Origin of the sequence: Fictibacillus sp. WQ 8-8 (genome assembly GCF_024494405.1) — a bacterium.
Classification (GTDB): Bacteria; Bacillota; Bacilli; order Bacillales; family Fictibacillaceae; genus Fictibacillus_C; species Fictibacillus_C marinisediminis.
The window spans coordinates 313414-336162 of sequence record NZ_JAMXKG010000006.1 but is presented as its reverse complement, the minus strand read 5'-3'; the positions used below and the strand labels follow the sequence as shown (position 1 = coordinate 336162).

Sequence of the window (22749 nt, the reverse complement as noted above, 5' to 3'; positions counted from 1 at the left end):
TTTAGTCTAGAATTGTTAGTATTTCTTTGGGAAATGTAGGAACGTCAGAACTTTTATATTTAGATATATGATTCATTTCAAACCCTTCTATATGATTCTTATATAAACCAAGAATAAATAATTTGTCATCTGATATTAATTCTTTATTACTTTCTAGTATTTCTAAAATTTTTTTATTATTTGGAATAATATCAGTAATGCACTTTTCTTTCCACATATATGCAAACTCTGAAACTGGGGTATGCTGGGCTGTAATACTAAATGGTCCATATTGCTTAAAAATTCGTTCATTTTCTGAAAATAGTTCACTTAATTCTTTTTTTATTTTATCTTTATTATAATTTATTACATCTTCAGATCTATTGTTATTATTTGAGAATTTTGGGATGCGATACTCCAAAACGCCATTTTCCATTTTTCTACCCAACGTATTATTTAAAGTCCAATATTCATGTTCACTGTTCCAAATATATTGGGAAACTTTTGCAACTCCATCCTGGATTAAAAAGTCTCCGAAACCTCCTAATGCATATTCATCCGAGTGAACTCCAGCACTAACAATATTTAAAAGATTATTATATTGATTTGCTTCTATATTGTATGCTGCTCTATGTACATGACCAGAAAGGTACAAATCAATATTAAAATCATCAAATAAACTTAGCATAGCATTTTTATCACTATCAGCCATACATTCTAATGTATGGTGCCCAATTGCAATAGATAATTTATTATTATCTACTCCTAAAATAGATAAACAATCCAATAATTTATTCTTCCCAATAAGTAATGCCCCTTCTTCTCCAGCTCTATTTGCAATGAGACATGTATTTAAATGCACAATATTATAATTTTCTGTTTCAAGTAAAAAGTGAATATCATTTAAGGGATATTCTTTTGTTAAAAAATCAAAATAGAAGGTTGAAAAAGAATCGAAACTACTCAATATTTTAGACCTATTTTCCTCATCTTCAAGATATTCATCTAATGTGTTCGAAGGATTGTTTGATTCAACGATTTCATTTATCAAATCAGTTCTATCATCATTTCTTCTGATGTCATGATTTCCAGGAATAATATAGATTTGTTTTTTCGATAAATTAAGGATACGTAAAATTTCTTCGAAAAATCTCATTTGATTTTCGTTAAAACCTTGCCCTTGATGAGAGAGATCTCCTGTCAAAATAACAAAATTAAATGGGTTTACTTGATTTAACTCATTTATTTTTGTTAACAACCTCATCCTCATTCTTCTAGATTGATAATTTTCAACTTGAAAATGAACATCAGAAATATGTAAAAAACGCAAATGCATTGTGGCACCTCAAGTATTAATAAAATTAGATCGGAATAAAATCTATATCATCTATTATTTACAACTGTATTATTCATAGTATTTCTACATCGCTTCCAATTTTTCCTTCTTCACTTAAACTGCCCCGTTAGTTAAATAAGAAATAAAATTCTCATTTTATGTACTGGCTAAAGGCAAAGCCTTTGCCATGCGACAAGCGAAGCTTGATCGCAATTGGTACCATTTTGTACATGAGTATATATACACAAGTACAGTTTAGTACCAAAATTCCAAAAGTTTCTCCGGTTGATTTACGTTTTTGTTTCTTCAGATATAGTAATAAAGAGAGAGAGAAATGAATCAATCGGAGGAATTGAAATGAAATCTCACAATGAAATGTACTGGCAATCTATGAAACTTGCAAACGGATTTAAAGCTCGATATGTATCTGAATTAGTTACTTATTCAAAAATAATTGATGGCATCATTAATTTGATTGAATCTCCATGTGGAACAGGAAAAACAACTTTCTTCATAGATGAAGTAGTTAAAAAGGCAAAGAATAAAGAAAGAATCTTGTATTTAGTTGATACTTCGGTTTTAGAAGAATCATTGCTAAGTAAGTATGATGAATACTTGAAACCTTATGACTCTTCTGTAAGAGCAACAATGTCTTTTAATGAAGATCAGCTTCTGGGACATGGATTTGGAATTCAATTAAACGAAGATCTTAAGAAAGACAATCGAGCCATTTGTATGACTTATCAAAAATTTGCTCATATCTTAAATAAAAGTAATGATACCAGCTTTTTGAACAACATCAAATTTCTTTGCTGTGATGAAGTTCATAATTTAGCAAAATACATTGGTTACGATCTACAACTTGGAGCCAAGAAAGAAGAAACAGTTTTGTTCAAAGCATTAGAAAAAATTGTTATGGCAACTGATAAAGGAACTTTCAAAACTTTGTTTATGACAGCAACTCCTTACAGGATTATCAGACTTCTTAAAGAAAGCTTCAATTATACTTGCAACAAGATCGTTTCTGAGAATGAACTACGAGGGTATTTGTTCAACAGTCAAAAGGTATATACGAACATAAACAACATTTTGAAAGAGCTTAGAAAATCCGACCTATCTGAAGATAATAAGATTCTAATGTATGTTGAAACTATCAAGAAAGCTGAAGAAGTTCGAGAAAAATTAGAACGAGATGGTTTTAATGTAGCTTGCTTATGGAGCATTAACAATGAAAAGAAGATGGACAACTTGTCCAGAAAAGTTCGTGAGCATATTGTTGAGTTCGAAGAAATTCCAGACTATGTTGATGTAGTAATCATTAATGCTGCCTATGAAACAGGATATAACATTTTCGACAAAGAAAACAATGCTCAGACAGTTGTAGTTCATAGCAGAAACTCGGAGGTCATTACTCAAGTACGAGGAAGAATCAGGCATGACATTGAAAACTTAGTAACTTTGAATCAAAGTGGTTCGATTGAAACAATCAAACGAGATGGATCAGTTGTAGAACTATGTCCGACAAAAATTGAAAAATATATCGGAATTCCATTAACAAAAGAAAAGAAAGATGAATTTGTTCAAGAATTAAATTTGATTAATGGACATGGACGAGGACTGAAATGGACCAGCATCAGCAAGATGTTAGTTGAAAATGGATTCAAAGTTGAGCCCGGAAAGACCAGGATTGATGGAAGACAAATAAAATTCCACATTATTGAACAGAACGATTAAAAGCTCAGCGAAAGATCGACTTGACTAAGTCACTTCGCTGGCTTATTTTTTTTGCTTTTTATTAGGAAAAAAATTACAAAAACTTCCAAAAAACGTGTACAGTAAAGCTTTCTGGTATATATATGTATTAGAGAGTCGTTGCTTAAGCAAGCAATGGCTTTTCTCTTTCTCTCTGTCTTCTAGACGAGTTTCTAAGTTGGGTAAGACCGAGTCTAACAGGGCCACTCCTTCCCTGTTAGCACTCCCCCAAAATGAGCCTCGGCTATGTACCAGCCCTGGCTCTTTAGGGTGAATTTTCGTGCATCTTCGGATGCCAACATACACGATTGTGAGTTGTCATTAATACTCCTTTCTTTCTTCTTTGCATCATGTTCTTTTTCATCATTGGTTCAGTCTTTCAAAACGTATTCAGAACAGAGTGGGATCTGCGAGCTTGAGTACGAAATTCGAGAGTTCAGCGATGTTCTCTCGAATCTTTTTTGTATTTTTGTTTAAGTGGATTTAGCATTACACGTAAACGTCCTCTACGGTAGTAACCATCACAGCCAGGTAAAAAGATCATAATAGAATTTCTCTCCGAATTCTTATAAGTTACAAGCTAAATCCACGTTAAACAAGAATATAAACTTAGCGTCCTTTGTGGACGCAATAGAAGAAGTTGCTTTCTCGGCGTCTCTTCTATTTTGTATATACGCGAAATCCTACAGTTGCTGCAGTTAAGAATCAAAGTACGCCATGACAGTTGAAAAACTCGAGCGACTGATTGTTAACAAATAAAGGCTTCTTCCCTATGCGAGGAAGTCTTTTTTTTATTCTTATTAAAGACTAAATTGAGGCGTACTCCGATTCGCCTTTAGTAGTTGTCATTGGTGCTCAAGAGCCCGTCATACTCTTGGGCAACCTCCTTTCTTTAGTTTTTAATAAGGATAAAAATTTGTACGAGAGCCATCACTCTCGTATCATGCTGCAATATCGTACTTATCTGCGTGATCTTCTTTCTGGACGTATCTTAGATACGTCTTCTTACTTTAAACATTCTGTGCAGCACTGTCCTCGCTGCATCTAATAGATGTCTCACTCGTCTGAGACAACCATATCTATCTTTCCTATTGATTTTGAAAAAGTAATTAGGCGTATCCACCGCAGGGGATGCGTCTTTTTATTTTTTTGCCATTTAGTTGCTTGCCGAAGCAACAACAAATTTTATGGAGGTGATGAGCTTATGAAAGACATGGAATTACGTTTCAAGGATGCCGAACTTCGTGCTAAAGAAGACGGGACTATGACAGTATCCGGTTACGTGAACAAGACAGGGCAGCTGAGTGAAGTGCTCGGAACTGCTAAAAGATTCGTTGAGAAGATCGCTAAAGGTGCTTTCTCAAAAGCAATTAGTAATGCCCAAAGAGATATAGACTTTCTCGCAGAGCACGACAGCAAACAAATCTTATCATCAACGAGAAATAATTCTCTTCATCTTAAAGAGGATGCAGAAGGCCTTTACATGGAAGCGACGATCGCTCCAACTTCTTACGGTAAAGATTACTATGAGCTGATCAAATCTGGAATTCATCGAAATATGTCATTCGGATTTAGAACTGTTCGAGATTCATGGAAGTCGCTTGGTAACGGTCTTTTTGAAAGAACGATTGAAGAGCTTGAACTGTTTGAAGTTTCTGTTGTTCGCGATCCAGCGTACAGCCAGTCAAGTATTGCAGCTCGCGGTATCAATGTTGTAGAAGAAGTCAACGTACCAGAACTAAAAGAAGAAAAACGTGAATCAGAAGTTGATTACTTAATTGAAATTTCTAAGCAGCAGCGATCCATCGAGAATCTTCGAGACATGAAGAAACTTGGTGTCAATGTTGGCTCATTGATTGAAAAGGAACAAAGAAAATTGACCCAACTACAGGAGGAAGAAAAAATGATACAAGAATTGAAAAAAGAAATTGAAGAACTTCGTGTGCTTCAACAAACTGCACAAGTAACAGTTGGCAGAGGTGTTCAAGTTGATGAAATCGTAAGGAAAGCTGAAAGCACATCATCTGTATTTTCAAAAGCTCGTAAAATTGCATTCACTGGTGCAGAATTACAAATTCCTTACGAAACAGCTTTAGGCGATGCAGATTTTGTTGATGAAGATGTTTCAGCATCAGAACTTGCATTGAATCTAAGCAACTTCGCTAAGCTTCAAAAACGTAGAGTAGCAAAAGCAATTTCTCTTTCAAAACAGTTAGTTTTTGACTCAGGAACAGACTTGTCTAGCTACTCAAAAGAATTGTTAGCAAGGCGTACCATCAAGAGAATTGAGAAATCGATCTTAGCTGGCGCAGCTGCAAATGAGTTCAAAGGAATTGCTCCAGATACAAATGTTACTTCAAAGAACATTTCTAATTCTGCTTTTGTTATTTCAGAACTTAGGAAAGTTTATCTTGCAGTCAATGAAGACTATGTTGGAAATTCATCTTGGTACATGAGTAGAGCATTTTACGAAAAGGTTGCTGCTGCAACGGGTGGAGATGGAGAATACATTGTCCAGACTGTTAAAGTAGGAGACAAAAATGTTCCAACTTTATTCGGCCATGAGATTGAAATTTCATCTGCATTAGCAGCAGGAAATGTCGGAGAAGTTCCAGTTCTATTTGGTAGCATTGCTGACTGCTACACCGTTGGGGTTGCTAAGGAACTAGAGGTTAAACAAGTAACTCCTGACACTATTCAACTTGTGCGTGGTTCAATTGCATTTGCTGCAGAATTCATAGGCGACGGTAGAGTGCACAACTATGACGCCATCGCAAAAGGGACTGTTACTGCTTAACTTTATCTAATCATGCTCAATGTTTCACAAAGATTTGGAGGTCAGGTAATCCTGGCTTCCTTTTTTAATTTCAATCAAAAGGAAGAAGGAAATAACTTATGAAAATGTCAGGAATGAAAGTCAAACTTTTCGTTATGGACGTAGCAACCGGAAAACTGCTTGCAGGTCAAAAAAATGCTTCACTAAGTCGCAGCGCGGAGTCGATTGACGCGACCAGTAAGGACACGGCCGGTTATTGGAAGGAGAGCTTACAAGGTTTTAAATCTTGGAGTGTGGACGCAGATGGTGCATTTGTTGAATCAGATGAAGCATACGCTCTATTAGAGACAGCCTTCCTTAATAGCGAGAATGTAGATATCTACCTGGAGTTCCCATCATATGATGACCTCGTGGATTACAGTCTTAGCTTCGAGGGTAATGGTGCATTAGCATTAGTACCAGCAGTTTAATCTAATCAACTGAGGAAGGATCTTTATGATCCTTTCTTCTTTTATTTTATAAGCACATAACTAACTAACAGAGAGGATGGATAGATGAATGAGCGAAATAATGTTACATCTTAAAGCACTTGAAGATAGCCTCGACGAACAGACGTATCGATTCGTTGTAGCTGAAGCTGTTGCCAAGTACTACATCATGTTGATAAGAAAGACTGAGAAGAAGGTTGATCGTTACCAACTACTTGAACGAGTGAACTTAAAGCTGCGTTCGTTAGGCATTGATGAAGTATCTTATGGATACTTGCGCAAATGGTATTGAGTTCAATTTCAATTTTTAAATTTCTGGGAAGTTGAGGAGTATCGCCTCTCCTTTTTAGAAAAAACGTTAAAACACACAGATATAACGGGGAAAGGTCTACTCACAACACCTGAGTTTTTTATAAAAACTATTTTTATGTAAAATATTGTAAAGGAGACCTGGTATATGAAAGCACCAGAACATTTTGATCAAACTGCAATTCGTTACTTTGAGTATGTCACGGATGAATTAGAAAAGATCGGTAAGCTCGACCCAACTAATCAGATTATAATTGAACGCCTGGCATTTAACCTAGCCACAGTAGAAGCTTGTGAAAGAGAACTTTTTAAAGATGGCTATACGGTAATGGGTCCTCATGGCAAAAAAGAGCATCCTTCTGTAAGCACACAAATGAAAGCTCAGTCAAAAATTATTGAGAGTTTCAAACTGCTAGGATTAGATGCTTCTCAAAAATTCAAAGAGGAACAAGCAAAGCCGGAAGACTTAAGTCAGGATCCCCTTCTAAAGGTGCTAGGAATTGTATAAAAAGACCACACTACAATGAATAGTAATGTGGTTGGGGTTATTTGATTTTATAACTTAGATTTTTATAATTTCAGCATTTTGTAAATCAGATATATTTGTTTGTTGTCTGTAAGTATTAGCATCAATTGCATTTAAAAAATACAGTACGGATTGGTATATCTTTTTACCTTCTATGGGCTGCACTATTATTTGATGTTTAGAATTGTTATCCGCTAAGGGTTTGATGTCTACAACTTTAAGGTCAAAATAAGCGACGAGACTATACAAGTCTAGTTTAACACCAAATACATCAGCACTAATAGGGTTTGTAAATTGAAGAGACAGACCATCTTTATTTAATATATCTTCAAATTTCTCGCTTTCGAGTCCATTCACCGTAAAAGATTTAATTGGGATATATTCTTTAAAGGGCTTTTTTTCATAAAATGAACGATACAGCTGTTCAATTAAAATTACATCCTCTTCTTCAGTTTGCCGTTGAGGAATAAACACAACATTTAGGATTTCCTGTAGAGTTTTTACTTTTTCCCAAAATAGAATGGTTTCATCAATTGATTCTTCTTCAAAATCAGGAGATGAAGGTTTTGGTAATAGTATGTTTCCGTTTATCAAAAGACTTCCTTTTATACATGAGACATATAATCTTAATGCATCTAGAGCTTCATTAACACTCTTAGCAACCGCTATATTTAAGTTGAAATTGAACTTTATAGTGCCATCAGTCTCGTCCAATAAATATGATATTTCAAAGGATCTATTACCAGTACTTTTAAAGAAGCTCATATTCATGTTGTCGTATGGTTGGCGTTCAATAAATAGATTTTTTGTCACACCTATCCCTTTAAGTGTAATTTCAAATGCAGGTTGAAAAGGGGAAGGGTACATATAAAGTTCAAATTCAGAAGCTTTACTATTCTCAAAAGGAAATTTAATAACTTCATCCACGTCGAAATTTTGGCCATTGATAGTGAATTTATTATCATTAGCCTTTAGTTTTATGCTAGTTTGAGTTCGATACATATATTCGGTTAATTCTTTTAAAGATTTTGGTTTAAAATTACTTGGGAAATCTTCTGGGAAAATTGGCTGAAGTCCACTGAATGTGACCTTTCCTGATTCAGGAGTTATACCTACTGCGCCATTTCCAAAGTCAGCATAAACAAAGCCATTGGGTAATTTTTCACTTAAAGATGCTATGACTTCTTTGGGTATTTTCATTTTGGCTTCTTTTTTCTTGAAAAACGCGTTTTCAAAATTAGCAAACATCCCTCTTACCAATCCTCTCTTAATTCATCAAACACCAAAATTTTAGAAAATAAAACATACCTTTCAAATTCAGATTCGCAAATTTTCTCTTCCAAAATATATTCAATTAGTTCTTTTCTATCGGATTGATCTTTTACGATAATATGCTTTATTGCTTCAAAATTAAATTTCAACCATAATTCTTCTCTTTGTCTTAATCCGTCAGAATATGTGTTATAACTTTTGGGATTCATTTGTTCTTGGTCGATAAGTAAAGGCAGGTCTGTTTTAACATTAGTAAAGTCTGGTATAAACCTCCATTCTTTTTCATCATGAAAATTTCGCTTTTCATACTCGGAGTTTGAAAGAATCATTTCTCCCTCAATTGGTTTCATGTACAACAAAGTATGAAGCACAAAATCATTGTAAATCTCTAAACTTTCTCTTTGTTCTTCAGAAGAGTTTAAAGACCTATTAAATATTTCAGTGAATTCGTGGGTAAGAAAGGAAAAGTTGTTTATGTAATGTATAGGCTGAATGCCTTGTTGAATTCCCCATTCCTTACTAAGCCCAATACCATAATCACCGTAATGTCGCATATGTGGCTTTAATTTATTTAAATGAATATCACAAAAACAACTCATAGGAAACGCGACCTTTTCTATATTAGAAAGGTTTAAATAATCTACTTTTTCTTCGTAATATCTTGGGATGATAGCTCTTTTTGATAATATATCTTTAATATAGTCTAACTTTGTCATAAATTTAATTAATACATTGGCACTTTGCTTGGGTCTAATAAAGCTTAAATCAGTGATGATATCGGGAGTGCCGTTTAAATTAATTAAAGTTACATCCGATTTATCAGCCATTTATTCGCACCTTTTCTATTTATTATCAATGAATATTTTACCATTTTATTTCATCTTTGAGTTGAAAAGTTTACATTTAAAAATCCTCAGATATAAAGGTATCGGAGGTGGTTAAATGTTACCTACAAGGGAACAACTAATTCGACATTTGACAGATAAAATGACAAATCAAGACATTGCTAATATCTACGGAACGACTTTTCAAAAAATCATACAACATATAATAAGGAACAAACTCAATTCAGCTGCCTACAGAAAAGCTGAAAAGTTTGTTGTTTATGAGCATTGGTTGGGTGAGGAAGTTGTGTATGTGGGTTCTGGAGTTTGGTATCGGTGTAGGCGCTATTCTAATAGAAGAAACTCGGAACACAGGCAATTAATGCAGGATGGACAATTGATGTATAAATTTGTCGGAGAGTTTGATGAAGAAGACGACGCAAGGAAGTTTGAAGTAGGGCTTATCCAGAAATATAAAAAGCAGGGGTTATGTAAGTTCAATAAGAAGAAATTTTGAATTTTCCTAAAAACAAGGGTATAATTAAATGGAATCTTATTCCGCGATTTTACTTAAAAGTGTACGAGTTCATATATAATGCTGTTAGCCAGAGTTTGGTTCTGGATAGGGACTCAAAATCGTGTTCCTCACGGAGTGTCGGTTCGACCCCGACCACCGGTACCATACATAATGAATATTCCCTTTGTCTAAAGGGCTGCTAAGAGATCTGAATTAACTTCAGATCTCTTTTTTTGTTCATAAAAAATATTTTTAATTTTCAGACATAAAAAGAAAGGATTTTTTTGTCATTTATTAGAATACTTAGTGCTAGTATAGGTGATTGGTCATAAGCCCTTCGCCTGTATTTTATTTTAATCTTAAGCATGGGGGAATAGCGGATGAAGGTCTTTAGTTTGTTCAAGGCGGAGATGGCTGGTTTGGCAGCGAAAAAGGGGCTGCTGATTTCAGTCATTATCACCTTGCTCGTACCTGTTGTGTACGGCGGGATACTCTTGTCTCCTAGGTGGGGGCCATATGACAACCTGTCAAACCTGCCGGTAGCGGTCGTTAACAAAGATCAGGGAGCTGATACAGATGGTGAGGCGATTAATGCAGGAAAGGATTTAGTCGCTGATCTGGAAAAAGGAAAAGACCTCGGCTGGAAATTTGTTGATTCCGATGAGGCGAAAAGCGGGTTGAAGAGTTTGAAGTATTACATGGTCATTGAAATCCCCAAAGATTTCTCTAAGAAGGTAACGACCGTTCTCTCAACCGATCCTCAAAAACCGGAATTGAAGTATGTGCAGAATGAAGGTTTAAACTTTATGGCTGCACAGGTTACAAAGAGCGCGACAGCACAGATCCGGGAAAAGCTGGCAGACCGGATTACGGAGAAATACGTGAACAATATGTTTGTCAGCCTGAAAGATGTGTCTGACGGGTTTCAGACGGCTGCAGACGGTTCTTCAAAGCTAAATGGAGGCACATCTGATTTACAGAAAGGAACCGGCACACTTTTGGAATCGCTTACAAATAAATCAGGCGATATATCCAGACTTGCTGCAGGAGCGAAAGAACTTGAAAAAGGAACAGGGCAGATGTTTCAATCCCTGTCTGGAAAGCAGAATGATATTACCAAATTAGCCAATGGCTCGGCGCAGGTCAACAATGGCCTTGGACAAATGCTTCAATCCTTGACAGGCAAGCAGGGTGATATTAAAAAGCTAGCGGACGGAACGAGTGATTTGGAAAAAGGCACAGGACAAATGCTCCAATCCTTGACTGATAAGCAAGGGGATATCAAACGTCTTGCTGACGGCTCACAGACTCTTAAAAATGGAACAGATGAACTTTTAACTTCATTAAAAGGCGGCTCAAAAAACATAGCTGCTTTAGCGGCAGGATCACAAGCCGCGAATGAGGGGACAGGATTGCTGCTAGACAATCTCAAGGAAAAACAGCAAGGTGTTGCGGATTTGGCAGCTGGTGCAGATTTGCTAAATCAAAAGATACCTGACCTTAAAAAAGGAACATCTGACCTGTTAAAAGGTTTAGAACAGACACAAGGTGCTCTTAAAGAAAAGGTATTGCCTATAAGTCAGCAGGTTGCAGCTGGCATTGGTGATGTTACCGCTCAATCACAAGCATTAGGAGGGGGCTTGCAGCAATTATCCTCTGATCTACAGGCATTTTTAAAAGAACACCCTGAATTGCAAAATGATCCTAAATTGCAAAAAATCGTAGGAACAGGTAAAGCTTTATCTGATGCCGCCAATAAACCGGAAAATAAGATAAAGTTAGAAAAACTACAACAGGGTGCAAATGGCATTGCTGCAACACTAACTGAACATGATGTACCAAGTAATTTATCAGTTGCAGATGGGATAAAGCAACTGGTTCAAGGCCAAAGAACTATTGATAATGGTGTAGGACTGCTCAACGAGAAGGTGCCAGCATTAAAAAATGGAACTCAGCAAATTAAAGATGGCTGGAATACCATGGTAACTAAAGTCGGTGACCTTCATGCAGGCACGTCACAGATTGCAGCCGGCAACGCAACCGTCAATAAGGGCTGGGGGACGATGACGGATGGTGTTACGAAGCTTGATGCAGGCGCAGGCCAAATATCAGACGGAAATGCTTCAGTGAATAAAGGATGGAAGGACCTAAAAGGTGCCACAACCCAAATCCATGATGGACAAGTCCAGGTGAGAGATGGGAATGCCGATGTCAATAAAGGATGGCATAAGCTGACTGACGGTACAAGTAAACTATATGCCGGGTCTGGACAGGTCAGCGATGGAAACGCAGACGTTGATAAAGGGTGGAAAGACCTCACATCAGGTGCAAATAAAATCCATTCAGGAACGATGCAGGTTAGTGATGGAAATGCAACAGTGGAAAAAGGATGGGGAGATTTAACTTCAGGTGTCACCCGGTTAAATGATGGTGCCCAAAAACTGAATGATGGTTCAGCTGAACTGGCTTCGGGATTGAAAGATGGAGCAGCTAAAACAAGCAGCCTGAAAACCCCTGATCAGAAGAATTTCAACATGTTTGCTTCACCAGTGAAATTAAAGAGCGATAAGGTGTTCAAATATCCGCATTATCGTGATTCAACAGCTCCTTATGTATTAACTCTTGCATTGTTTGCCGGAATTTTGATCATGTCCATGTTCATGAATTTCAAAAGACCGGAAGACGTATCAGCAGCTGCCTGGTTCGGTGCAAAGTTTATGAATTTATCCGTTCTGGCTATTGCTCAAGCTTTGCTGCTTTCCATTGTTGTTATGGTCTTGGCAGTAAACGTTGAGAACCCGGCAGGATTTGTTCTATTCGCTATTTTTGTTAGTATCGTATTTTCTGCAATTGTCAGCTTCTTTGCTGCACTCGGAGTGATTGGACGGTTTCTTGGACTGGCATTTGTTGTGCTCCAGCTTTCCATTACAGGAGCGAATCTTCCAATTGACATGCTCCCTGCCAATATGCGGACTTTAAGTGAGTTCCTGCCGTTTAGGTACAGCATTGCAGGATTTAAGTCTGTTCTATCTCTGGATGCTCCAGGAACCGCCTTATTTAATGCAAGTGTCCTGTTTATCTATCTTGCAGTATTTGCTCTTCTGGCGTTTGCAGTCATGCTTATAAGCAGCGGAAGTTATAAGTCACAAGATGACACAGCAGGACTGAGAGCATAAAAAAATAATATAACAGGTTGTCATATTATTTGAAGTTTGGGACTATATTGAATCAAGGCAGTTGTAGGTTTTAGCGCAGTACTTCGTTTTAAATGAAGTACTGCGCTTTTTTTATTGAACGATAAAAGATTCTGCAGAACCGCCATGAATCTGGATAAACATTTTTTCAATCGCAGCCAGTAGTTTGGCTGCTTCTTCTGTTGACATGGAAGGGCGCAAGTAAACGATCTGGAGCGCACTTGTCACATCAGGGGAAGTCATTGTGCGCTTGGAGTCAACGATTGGACTGCCAAACGGGCCGTTGGCATCAGAGGATAGCAGTTTGCCCTCCATGTTCATTAAACGGCCGTTTAATCCCTCGTATTGATCCTCAGGACTGCCAAGCCTTACTTCAACCTCACCGCTTAACGCTGCTGCATTATAAATCCCGATAGGTACACCATATTGAAGAGAAAAGAAATTATTAACGTCTACCGCTGAATTGACCAAACCTATGTCCTTTCCGCTATAAACTCTTCGAAGCAGGGCTTCTGCAGAAGGTCTGTATCTGGAGGGATCCATGGAAAGCATCTTAAAGGTTTTTCTCCATTCCTGAACCCCGGGGTTGTCAGATACACTGAGCTGCTCAGCATCCAATTTCAGCGATTCAAGAAATAATTGGAATCTGCCCTTTAGCATTTGCGGTGATTCTCCAATCACGATATCATGATATAGTATTGTTCCCAGTTTAAAGGAAGGGACAAGCTTTTTAATATCCTCTGCTAGTTTTATCATCAGATCACCTTGGCTTATCAATGTATTTTATAGATAGTTTACCATAGATGAAGAAATCCTTTTATGAAGAAAGGAGGTACAGTTATGACAGGCGCCCAGTTTAAAGAAGAACTTATTGCATATAGTAAATCAATTGGTATCGACAAAATTGGATTTGCTTCTTCAGATGTTTTTACTGAATTGAAGGAAAGGCTTATCCAGCAGCAGGAGCTCGGTTATCAATCAGGGTTTGAAGAAGAAGACATTGAAAAGAGAACGAACCCTCAGCTTTTGATGGAAGGTGCACATACCATTATATCCATCGCTCTAGCTTATCCCTCAAAAATGAAAGATGCTCCCCGCAGTGTAAAAGGTGCACGCAGAGGGATTTTCTGCAGGGCATCCTGGGGAGTGGATTATCACCACATCTTGCGTGAGAAGCTCCGGCTGTTAGAGGCCTTTATTACAGAAAAGGTTCAGGAAGCAGAGGTGATGTCAATGGTCGATACCGGGGAATTGTCCGATCGTGCTGCTGCAGAGCGTGCGGGGATTGGATGGAGCGCAAAGAATTGTGCCACCATCACACCGGAGTTCGGTTCTTATGTGTATCTGGGCGAATTGCTGACTACCGTATACCTGCCTCCCGATACACCGATTACCGATCAATGCGGAGATTGCACGATTTGTATCGATGCATGCCCAACTGGAGCCCTTGTACAGGGAGGACAGCTGGACTCCAATAAATGTATTGCTTTCTTAACACAAACGAAGGATTTTCTTCCTGACCAATACCGTGAAAAAATAGGAAACCGTTTATATGGCTGTGATACCTGCCAGACGGTATGTCCGAAAAATAAGGGGAAGGATTTCCATCTTCATCAGGAGATGGAACCGGATCCTGAGATAGCGAAGCCTTTATTAAAGCCGATCCTTCATATGAGCAACCGGGAGTTCAAGGAAAAGTTCGGCCATGTCTCCGGCTCATGGAGAGGGAAAAAACCGATCCAGCGAAATGCTATTCTTGCTCTTGCTCATTTTAAAGATGAATCAGCTGCAGATGAACTCGTCCAGCTGATGAATGAAGACCCTAGACCAGTAATTAGGGGAACAGCTGCCTGGGCTCTAGGGAAAATAGGAGCAGTGAACGCAAGAAATCACCTTAATGCGGCAAAAGAACGAGAAAAAGACGGAAATGTGGCTGCAGAAATCGATAAAGGGCTGAATTTGCTTGAAAATCACGGAATTTACTAATCGCGTCACAGGAACATGTCCGTTAGTATAGAAATCATTAAGAAAATAAAAGAAGGGATTTTTATGTGTAATATAAAAACATTATTCTCATATGAGGAAATGAAAAGCCCGATTGGCCTCCTGACTATTATTGCAACCGAAAATGGTGTTTGCCGGATTGACTTTGGGAGCCTTGAAGAAAATTTACCATCCCTTCAATCCTGGATGTCGAAGAACTACCTTAAGGGGGAACTGATTCATTCACCAGGACAGCTGCAGAAGGTCGTTGAGCAGCTTGAGAGCTACTTCAGCGGTACACTGCAGGAGTTTTCTATTCCATTAGACCTGTATGGCACTCCCTTTCAAATTAAAGTTTGGGAGCAACTGAAGGGAATTCCTTATGGCGCTACATGCTCCTATAAGGATATCGCACAGGGAATAGGCGCCCCGAAAGCAGTGAGAGCTGTAGGCAGCGCAAACAATAAAAACCCAGTCCCCATCGTTATTCCATGCCACCGGGTAGTTGGAAGCAATGGTGCGCTTGTAGGCTATGGCGGCGGATTGGATAAAAAAGAACTTCTTTTAAACATTGAACTTCAAAACATTATACCAAAGACCTCATGAACCGTTTTTAAACGGTTCTTTTTTTTTGGCTCTGTTTCATATGCTGATAGTACGTTAATTTTGCAACACGGGGGTGGCCTATGTACTGGCTGGAGCATCTGAAGTTCTATATTCAGCGGCTGACCGATTGGATGGTCAACGAAAAGTGGACTGATAGTGTTTATTTGCCATTGGAAGAAAGGGAGAGTTTTGCCCGTAAAAAACAGGCATTGCATGAGAGAAATGCCGTCCTTGTTAACAATAATGTAGAAGCACAGGTTCTTAGGCATTCCAACTTTGATGATCTTCGTCAGGTGGATTACATTCTTCACTTCAGTAACCTGATCAGGCATGGTTATGATTTTTATGTAGAAGAATGGACCCAGGAGAGGAGAGCGGTCTTTAAAGAAGATCAGCTGATCAGTGATAAAGTGTTAAATCCTGAAGGGCAGCATAAAGAAAAAGTAAAGATCGAAAGAGAGACTGAGTCTCCCGTCCTTCGAAAGCAGCCGTATGACCGGCTGGCGGCAGTAAGATACGCGGAAAGATGGTGGAATACGTATAACCCTTCCTTCAAATCCTTTGATGTCGATTGTACAAACTATATCTCACAGTGTCTTCATGCTGGCGGGGGCATTCCTATGGTCCATCATGGCACCCGTTCAAAGGGATGGTGGTTTAAACATCATGACTGGAGCTACAGCTGGACGGTAGCTAACGCCATGAGATGGTATTTGAGCGGCTCCAAATCACAGCTGCAGGCGAGGGAGGTGTCTTCAGCGAGCCAGCTTATGCCAGGTGACGTCATCTGCTATGATTTTGATGGTGACGGGCATTGGCAGCATACAACGATTGTGGTAGCCAAGGATTCTTCTGGAGAGCCGCTGGTCAATGCACATTCAACAGACAGCCGGATGAGGTTTTGGAAGTACGAGGATTCCACCGCCTATACCCCGCAAATCAAATATAAGTTTTTTCATATTGTGTAAAAACGTGTGCCTCAAGGCTATATTCCGATAAAAGTGCTATAATAATGGAGGAATAAGCATTCGAGGTGAGAGTTTTGGGTTTACATGTCGTTCTTTATCAGCCCCTGATTCCGGCCAATACCGGAAATATTGCCCGTACATGTGCGGGAACAGGAACATCTCTGCATCTGATCCGTCCGCTTGGATTTTCAACGGATGATAAACAGTTGAAGAGGGCAGGACTGGATTACTGGGAACACGTTGATGTTCATTATTATGATTCTCTGGAGGAACTGTTCGAGTGTTTTCCAGAAGGATTGTATTACTATATTACCAAATTCGGAAAACAGCGCTACTGCGATATGAATTACAGCGAGTCATCACGCGATCACTTTTTTGTGTTCGGCCGTGAGACGACCGGATTGCCGCAAGAGCTGCTTAAGGCAAATGAGGAACGCTGTTTCAGACTGCCGATGAACGAGAATATTCGCTCACTGAACCTGTCCAATACCGCAGCGATTTTAATTTATGAAGCATTGAGACAGCAGGAGTTTCCAACATTGGATTAGCGCAAAAAAAATAAAAAAACGTCCCATATTGGGGCGTTTTTTTATATGTACAGCTTATTTTGCTCCGGGATTGTCATTGTATCCCGCAGTGAAAATGGCGGTTAAGAACGCGAGCATAACTCCTAGTATAAGGATGAAACTCATGCGATCTCCTCCTTTGGGTGCAATTTTCCATATCCTTTCTTTATTATATCGAAACCACTGTATCCGCACAACGTAAAACTGGTGTAAAAAACAAGCTTGAAAATATCAAGACTAATCCATCGTCATGACACATAACAATACTAAAACCACTATCATTTTTGGTACTGCTACAACAAAGTTTTTCTATCGGAAAAACAAAAAACAACTTGAATGATTGGGGACATCCTCGCATAAAGTAGATTAACAAACGAAGGATGCAAACACTACGCAAGGGGGTACACATGGATATTTTAAGTAAAATCCAATTGCACCGTGAAGAGGAGAGGCGTCTTGCCTGGGAAGGTACCTTCGGAGAATACCTTGAGATTTTAAAGGAACGCCCTTATGTCGCTCAGTCCGCTCATTCCCGAGTCTATAATATGATTAAAGATGCAGGAATAGAGGAAGTGAATGGAGCCAAAAGGTATAACTTTTTCACCAACCAGATTTTTGGGCTAGAGGATTCAATCGAAAGGCTGGTAGAGGAGTATTTCCATCCTGCAGCTAAACGGTTGGATGTTCGAAAAAGGATACTTTTACTGATGGGGCCTGTTTCCGGAGGGAAATCCACGATTGTTACCATGCTGAAACGAGGTCTGGAGAAATATTCGAAAACAGATGGAGGAGCGGTATTTGCCATCAAAGGCTGCCCGATGCATGAGGATCCATTGCATTTGATTCCTCATCATCTGCGTGAGGATTTTTTTGAAGATTATGGCATCAGGATCGAAGGCAGCCTGTCCCCTTTAAACACGATGAGGCTTGAAAAAGAGTATGATAATTGCATTGAAGATGTGATGGTTGAACGAATCTTTTTTTCCGAAGATAAAAGGACAGGGATTGGAACATTCAGCCCATCCGATCCGAAATCACAGGATATTGCTGATTTAACAGGAAGTATTGATTTTTCAACGATTGCAGAGTTCGGATCAGAATCAGATCCCCGTGCGTACCGCTTTGATGGAGAGCTGAATAAGGCGAACCGGGGGATGATGGAGTTTCAGGAAATGCTGAAGTGTGATGAAAAGTTCCTCTGGCATTTATTATCTCTTACTCAGGAAGGCAACTTTAAAGCGGGACGATTTGCGCTGATCTCTGCGGATGAATTGATTGTCGCTCATACGAATGAATCGGAATACCGGTCATTTATCGCCAATAAGAAAAATGAAGCTTTACACTCCAGGATTATCGTTATGGGAGTTCCGTACAACCTAAGGGTTTCTGAAGAAGAACGCATCTATGGAAAGATGATCAAAGACAGTGATATGTCCCATGTCCACATTGCTCCTCATGCCTTGAGAGTTGCAGCGATTTTCTCAATACTAACCCGTTTGAAGGACTCAAAGAAGCAGGGTATGGACCTGATCAAGAAAATGAGGCTGTATGACGGTGAGATCGTGGAAGGCTTCAACCATATCGATCTGGAAGAGCTGCAGAAGGAGTTTTCGGATGAGGGAATGAGCGGAATCGATCCTCGTTACGTCATTAACAGGATCTCTTCTGCCATCATCCGCAAAGACATTCCATCGATCAACGCACTCGATGTTCTCCGCTCTATGAAGGATGGACTGGACCACCATGCTTCGATTACGAAAGAGGATAAAGAGCGCTTTATTAATTTTATCTCCCTGGCACGAAAGGAATATGATGAGATTGCGAAGAAAGAAGTTCAGAAAGCCTTTGTTTATTCTTATGAAGAATCTGCAAAAACACTGATGGATAATTACCTCGACAATGTGGAAGCTTATTGCAATAAAAATAAACTGAGAGACCCGCTGACTGGTGAAGAGATGAGCCCGGACGAAAAGCTGATGCGGTCTATTGAAGAACAGATTGGAATCTCTGAAAATGCGAAGAAAGCATTCCGGGAAGAAATTTTAATCCGAATTTCCGCTTATGCGAGAAAAGGAAAGAAATTTGATTATAATTCCCACGAACGCTTAAGGGAAGCAATCCAGAAGAAGCTGTTTGCAGATTTGAAAGATGTTGTTAAAATTACGACTTCTTCAAAGACACCTGATGAAACACAGCTCAAAAAGGTAAATGAAGTCATAGCCCGCCTCGTCGAAGACCATGGGTACAATACGACATCAGCGAACGAACTCCTAAGGTATGTAGGAAGCCTTTTAAACCGCTAGTTATTAAAAACGCATCCCTATGATTTCATAGGATGCGTTTTTTTTTATAAAGTCTTGCCCAGAAGTATGGCCCAAGGCAAAAGAATATGTGGATTATAAAAGAATAAAGGGGACTTAGAAAGAGAATACCTTGTATTATGATAAACTATAGTGGTAAATTGATACTAAACGCTAACAAAAAGGAAGTGAAAGGATGAGTTCCAGGGAGGATAGCAGCCAATTATGGGATTGGATCAAAGCCATTGGAATAGCACTTATACTAGCGTTGCTGATAAAGAAATTTTTATTTGAACAGTACGTAGTTTATGGAGAATCCATGATGCCGACCATTCAAAATGGAAACAGGCTGATTGTAAATAAATTAGGCTACAATCTTGGTGAGCCTAAACGGTTTGATTTGATTGTGTTTCATGCGAATGCGAAAGAGGACTATATTAAACGGGTGATTGGCATGCCGGGTGAGCGGATTGCCTATCAAAATGATCACCTTTATATCAATGGCAAACAAATTGATGAGCCCTATTTAGATGATTACAAGAAGCATATTACAAGCGGGAATCTGACAGGTGATTTTACATTGGAAGAAGTAACCGGCCAAAAGGTCATTCCAAAAGGAAAAGTCTTTGTTATGGGAGATAATCGGCTGCACAGCATTGACAGCCGCCATATCGGGCTGATCGATATGAAAAAAATAGTGGGTGAAGTAAACCTGCGCTATTGGCCTGTAAAAGAGCTTGAAGTTATCAAGTAAGTTTATTGAGATTGGAATAAGGGAATAGTGCACGTAAGAGGTGATGGTATATGTCCAGAGAACAGGATTATACAGAAAAACCAAAAAACAGCTCCATGACTCCAAACTTTAAAGAAATGAAGGAACATGGAAAGGTAATGGAGAAAATGTCCACGAATGAGGATGTAGAGAAACGCGGAAAAACGCCTGACCCTGCGCAGTATGAACATAACAATAAAAAGAAGAATAACCAGTAAAAACCTGTTTCGGGTAACCGAAGCAGGTTTTTTGATTAGAATGAAAATTGCCTGTTTACTATTGAGAATGAATCTCATATAATGAGAATATACATTGATAATAATTATCATTCTCTCAGGGGTGCTAAAATATGGTTTTAACGGATATTAGAGCTGGCGGAAAAGCAAAAATCATAAATACAGAGCTTGTGAATACATTGGTACGCAGAAGACTGCTTGATTTGGGAATCATGGAAGGAACGGAAATCATCATCAAAAGAATTCTTCCGTTTGGAGGGCCTTTTGCTGTTGAAGCAGGCGGACAATGGGTTGGGATTCGCAGAAGTGAAGCAAAAATGATTCAGGTCTGCCATTCATGATTGAAATCGCACTAGCCGGTAACCCGAATACCGGAAAGACATCTTTGTTTAACATCCTAACGAATTCTTACGAATATGTAGGAAACTGGTCAGGTGTAACCGTAGAAAAGAAAGTCGGAATGCTGAACAATAAAAAAGGGCACTTGATTGATCTGCCCGGAATCTATTCACTTAACCCGCTTTCAAAAGATGAAGGGGTTGCAACCCGTTTCCTGATTGAAGAACAATTTTCCATGGTTTTAAATATCGTTGATGCTTCACAGCTTGAACGTAACTTATACTTAACGATTCAGCTTCTCGAATATGGCAAGCCCGTAGTCATTGGCCTTAACATGGTGGACGTTGCTAAAGGCCGCGGGATCTCAATTGATGAAAAAAAGCTGTCTGAAAAGCTGAATAGCCCTGTTCTTCCAATCGTCGCCAGAACAGGTTCTGGCTGCAAAGAGCTGGCGGGGCTGTTGACCAATGAGCAGCAAGAGAATCAGCCTTTATATATTTCCTATGGCAGTATACTTGAAAAAGCAATGGATCAATTAGCGGCTAAAATTCCTGACATTGACGGCTTGCCGCCTAAGCGATGGCTTGCTCTTCAGTTCTTTGAAGGAAATGATGTGGTGCGCACATTGCTTCAATCGTACATTGCAGAGGAAGAGCTCCAGACGCTGCTCGCAGAGACAGAACAACGTATTCAAAGCGAAGAAAAAGCTAAATCATTGCTGTATTTTATACGAGCTGTCCGAGCCGCCTACATCCAGGATATTGTGGACGTCTCCTTAATAAAAGGGAAAGACGTAAAATATACATTATCCGATCGCATTGATAACATCGTAACGAACAAATTTTTAGGTATTCCTATTTTTATTTTTTTCATGTACTTCATTTTCAAACTCACATTTGATTGGCTTGGGAGTCCAATTTCTGATATGCTCGATGGATTCCTGACGGGTCCTTTAACAGATACATTGAAATCCATCCTGCAAGCAGCCGGTGCTTCTTCATTTATCCAGGCAGTGATTCTGGATGGCATCGTGGCTGGAGTGGGAGGAGTTCTTGTATTTGTACCCCAGATCATGATCCTTTTCTTCCTGATCTCTTTCATTGAAGATTCAGGATACATGGCGAGGATTGCCATGGTTATGGATAAGACGTTAGAGAGCATCGGGTTGAACGGGAAAGCGTTTATCCCCATGATTATCGGTTTTGGATGCAACGTTCCTGGAATTATGGCAGCGAGAACGATTGAGCAGCCAAAGGAACGCCTCTTAACCATTATATTAACGCCGTTGATGTCCTGTTCCGCACGGCTGTCTGTTTACAGCCTGTTTGTGGGAGCGTTCTTTACACAAAATCAGGCGCTTATAGTGCTCTCTCTTTACCTATTGGGAATTCTGATTGCACTGACTCTGGCCAAGCTTTTCTCTTCAACCATACTTAAGGAAGAGAGTTCGATGTTCGTGATCGAGCTTCCTCCTTACCGCATTCCACAATGGCGTACGCTCATGAGGAATACATGGGAAAAAGGGAAGGGGTTTGTTAGGAAAGCCGGAACCTTTATCTTTGGAGGATCGGTCGTGATCTGGTTCCTGAGTTATGCAGGTCCGTCCGGTTTTGACGTTGAAATGAATAAGAGCTTCCTGGCCATGATCGGCGGAGTGCTCGCTCCACTGTTTGAACCGATTGGATTTGGCAGCTGGCAGGCGGGAGCTGCTTTACTGACAGGATTCCTCGCCAAAGAAGTTGTCGTATCCACGATGAATATTATTTATGTGGCACCTGATCTTCATACACTGCAGGGCGTGATGGCGCACCACTTCACTCCATTGGCGGCTTATAGCTTCATGGCATTTTTACTGCTGTACGTCCCTTGTCTTGCAACGGTTGCCGTAATCAAAAAGGAAACCGGATCAACTAAATGGACATGGTTTTCGATTATCTACGCCCTTCTCATCGCTTACCTGGTTTCATTGGTGATCTACCAGGGCGGAAAGCTGCTCGGCTTTTAAG

Annotated in this window: 20 protein-coding genes; 16 read left to right on the top strand and 4 right to left on the bottom strand. The window is 39.3% G+C overall.

The window, feature by feature from the left end; all coding sequences use genetic code 11:
- Position 1: 1 nt before the first annotated feature.
- Positions 2 to 1315: a metallophosphoesterase family protein gene (locus M1K46_RS15940; RefSeq protein ID WP_256226756.1), complete on the bottom strand. Its 1314-nt coding sequence runs from the start codon at positions 1313 to 1315 to the stop codon at positions 2 to 4.
- 357 nt (positions 1316 to 1672) lie between these two features.
- On the opposite strand from M1K46_RS15940, the gene M1K46_RS15935 reads away from it, so the two are divergent.
- The 5 genes from M1K46_RS15935 to M1K46_RS15915 all read left to right on the top strand — a co-directional run bounded on the left by M1K46_RS15935 (position 1673) and on the right by M1K46_RS15915 (position 7148).
- A complete protein-coding gene (locus tag M1K46_RS15935) occupies positions 1673 to 3049 on the top strand; it encodes a DEAD/DEAH box helicase family protein (protein WP_256226755.1) in 1377 nt (458 codons plus the stop codon).
- 1231 nt (positions 3050 to 4280) lie between these two features.
- A complete protein-coding gene (locus M1K46_RS15930; RefSeq protein WP_425590818.1) occupies positions 4281 to 5864 on the top strand; it encodes a phage major capsid protein in 1584 nt (527 codons plus the stop codon).
- 98 nt (positions 5865 to 5962) lie between these two features.
- A complete protein-coding gene (locus tag M1K46_RS15925; RefSeq protein ID WP_256226752.1) occupies positions 5963 to 6313 on the top strand; it encodes a phage major tail protein, TP901-1 family in 351 nt (116 codons plus the stop codon).
- 88 nt (positions 6314 to 6401) lie between these two features.
- Positions 6402 to 6623, top strand: coding sequence for a hypothetical protein (locus tag M1K46_RS15920; protein ID WP_256226745.1), 222 nt, complete (start codon positions 6402 to 6404; stop codon positions 6621 to 6623).
- Positions 6624 to 6788: 165 nt separating this feature from the next.
- A complete protein-coding gene (locus M1K46_RS15915) occupies positions 6789 to 7148 on the top strand; it encodes a P27 family phage terminase small subunit (RefSeq protein WP_256226744.1) in 360 nt (119 codons plus the stop codon).
- A gap of 54 nt (positions 7149 to 7202) precedes the next feature.
- Here M1K46_RS15915 and M1K46_RS15910 read toward each other — a convergent pair whose 3' ends face one another.
- Both M1K46_RS15910 and M1K46_RS15905 read right to left on the bottom strand, forming a co-directional pair.
- On the bottom strand, positions 7203 to 8414 hold the full coding sequence (locus M1K46_RS15910) for an abortive infection system toxin AbiGii family protein (protein WP_256226740.1): 1212 nt from the start codon (positions 8412 to 8414) through the stop codon (positions 7203 to 7205).
- Between the two features lie 5 nt (positions 8415 to 8419).
- On the bottom strand, positions 8420 to 9265 hold the full coding sequence (locus tag M1K46_RS15905; protein ID WP_256226739.1) for an abortive infection system antitoxin AbiGi family protein: 846 nt from the start codon (positions 9263 to 9265) through the stop codon (positions 8420 to 8422).
- A gap of 115 nt (positions 9266 to 9380) precedes the next feature.
- Between M1K46_RS15905 and M1K46_RS15900 the strand changes: the two genes are divergently transcribed.
- Positions 9381 to 9779 (top strand): hypothetical protein, encoded by a 399-nt coding sequence (locus tag M1K46_RS15900; RefSeq protein ID WP_256226738.1) that lies wholly within the window; start codon positions 9381 to 9383, stop codon positions 9777 to 9779.
- A gap of 380 nt (positions 9780 to 10159) precedes the next feature.
- On the top strand, positions 10160 to 12955 hold the full coding sequence (locus tag M1K46_RS15895; RefSeq protein ID WP_256226737.1) for a YhgE/Pip domain-containing protein: 2796 nt from the start codon (positions 10160 to 10162) through the stop codon (positions 12953 to 12955).
- A gap of 111 nt (positions 12956 to 13066) precedes the next feature.
- On the opposite strand, the gene M1K46_RS15890 is transcribed toward M1K46_RS15895, so the two are convergent.
- Positions 13067 to 13729, bottom strand: coding sequence for a B3/B4 domain-containing protein (locus tag M1K46_RS15890; protein ID WP_309144591.1), 663 nt, complete (start codon positions 13727 to 13729; stop codon positions 13067 to 13069).
- A gap of 84 nt (positions 13730 to 13813) precedes the next feature.
- Here M1K46_RS15890 and queG point away from each other — a divergent pair, with 84 nt between their 5' ends.
- The 9 genes from queG (at position 13814) to feoB (ending at position 22748) form a co-directional block, all read left to right on the top strand.
- Entirely contained in the window at positions 13814 to 14959 is a 1146-nt protein-coding gene (gene queG / locus M1K46_RS15885; RefSeq protein ID WP_256226735.1) for a tRNA epoxyqueuosine(34) reductase QueG, read from the top strand.
- Between the two features lie 63 nt (positions 14960 to 15022).
- Positions 15023 to 15562 carry a methylated-DNA--[protein]-cysteine S-methyltransferase gene (locus tag M1K46_RS15880; protein WP_256226733.1) on the top strand — a complete coding sequence of 180 codons (540 nt, stop codon included), beginning with the start codon at positions 15023 to 15025 and terminating at the stop codon, positions 15560 to 15562.
- An 80-nt stretch (positions 15563 to 15642) separates the two neighbouring features.
- Positions 15643 to 16530 carry an amidase domain-containing protein gene (locus M1K46_RS15875; RefSeq protein WP_053355635.1) on the top strand — a complete coding sequence of 296 codons (888 nt, stop codon included), beginning with the start codon at positions 15643 to 15645 and terminating at the stop codon, positions 16528 to 16530.
- A gap of 74 nt (positions 16531 to 16604) precedes the next feature.
- On the top strand, positions 16605 to 17078 hold the full coding sequence (gene trmL, locus M1K46_RS15870; protein WP_053355634.1) for a tRNA (uridine(34)/cytosine(34)/5-carboxymethylaminomethyluridine(34)-2'-O)-methyltransferase TrmL: 474 nt from the start codon (positions 16605 to 16607) through the stop codon (positions 17076 to 17078).
- Between the two features lie 425 nt (positions 17079 to 17503).
- Complete coding sequence (locus M1K46_RS15865) at positions 17504 to 19399, top strand: PrkA family serine protein kinase (RefSeq protein WP_256226731.1); 1896 nt, start codon at positions 17504 to 17506, stop codon at positions 19397 to 19399.
- Between the two features lie 193 nt (positions 19400 to 19592).
- On the top strand, positions 19593 to 20150 hold the full coding sequence (gene lepB, locus M1K46_RS15860; RefSeq protein ID WP_053355632.1) for a signal peptidase I: 558 nt from the start codon (positions 19593 to 19595) through the stop codon (positions 20148 to 20150).
- A 50-nt stretch (positions 20151 to 20200) separates the two neighbouring features.
- Positions 20201 to 20386 carry a hypothetical protein gene (locus tag M1K46_RS15855; RefSeq protein ID WP_053355631.1) on the top strand — a complete coding sequence of 62 codons (186 nt, stop codon included), beginning with the start codon at positions 20201 to 20203 and terminating at the stop codon, positions 20384 to 20386.
- Between the two features lie 131 nt (positions 20387 to 20517).
- Positions 20518 to 20745 (top strand): FeoA family protein, encoded by a 228-nt coding sequence (locus tag M1K46_RS15850; protein ID WP_053355630.1) that lies wholly within the window; start codon positions 20518 to 20520, stop codon positions 20743 to 20745.
- Positions 20742 to 22748, top strand: coding sequence for a ferrous iron transport protein B (gene feoB / locus M1K46_RS15845; protein WP_256226724.1), 2007 nt, complete (start codon positions 20742 to 20744; stop codon positions 22746 to 22748). Before M1K46_RS15850 ends, feoB begins: the two co-directional genes overlap by 4 nt.
- Position 22749: the final 1 nt, after the last annotated feature.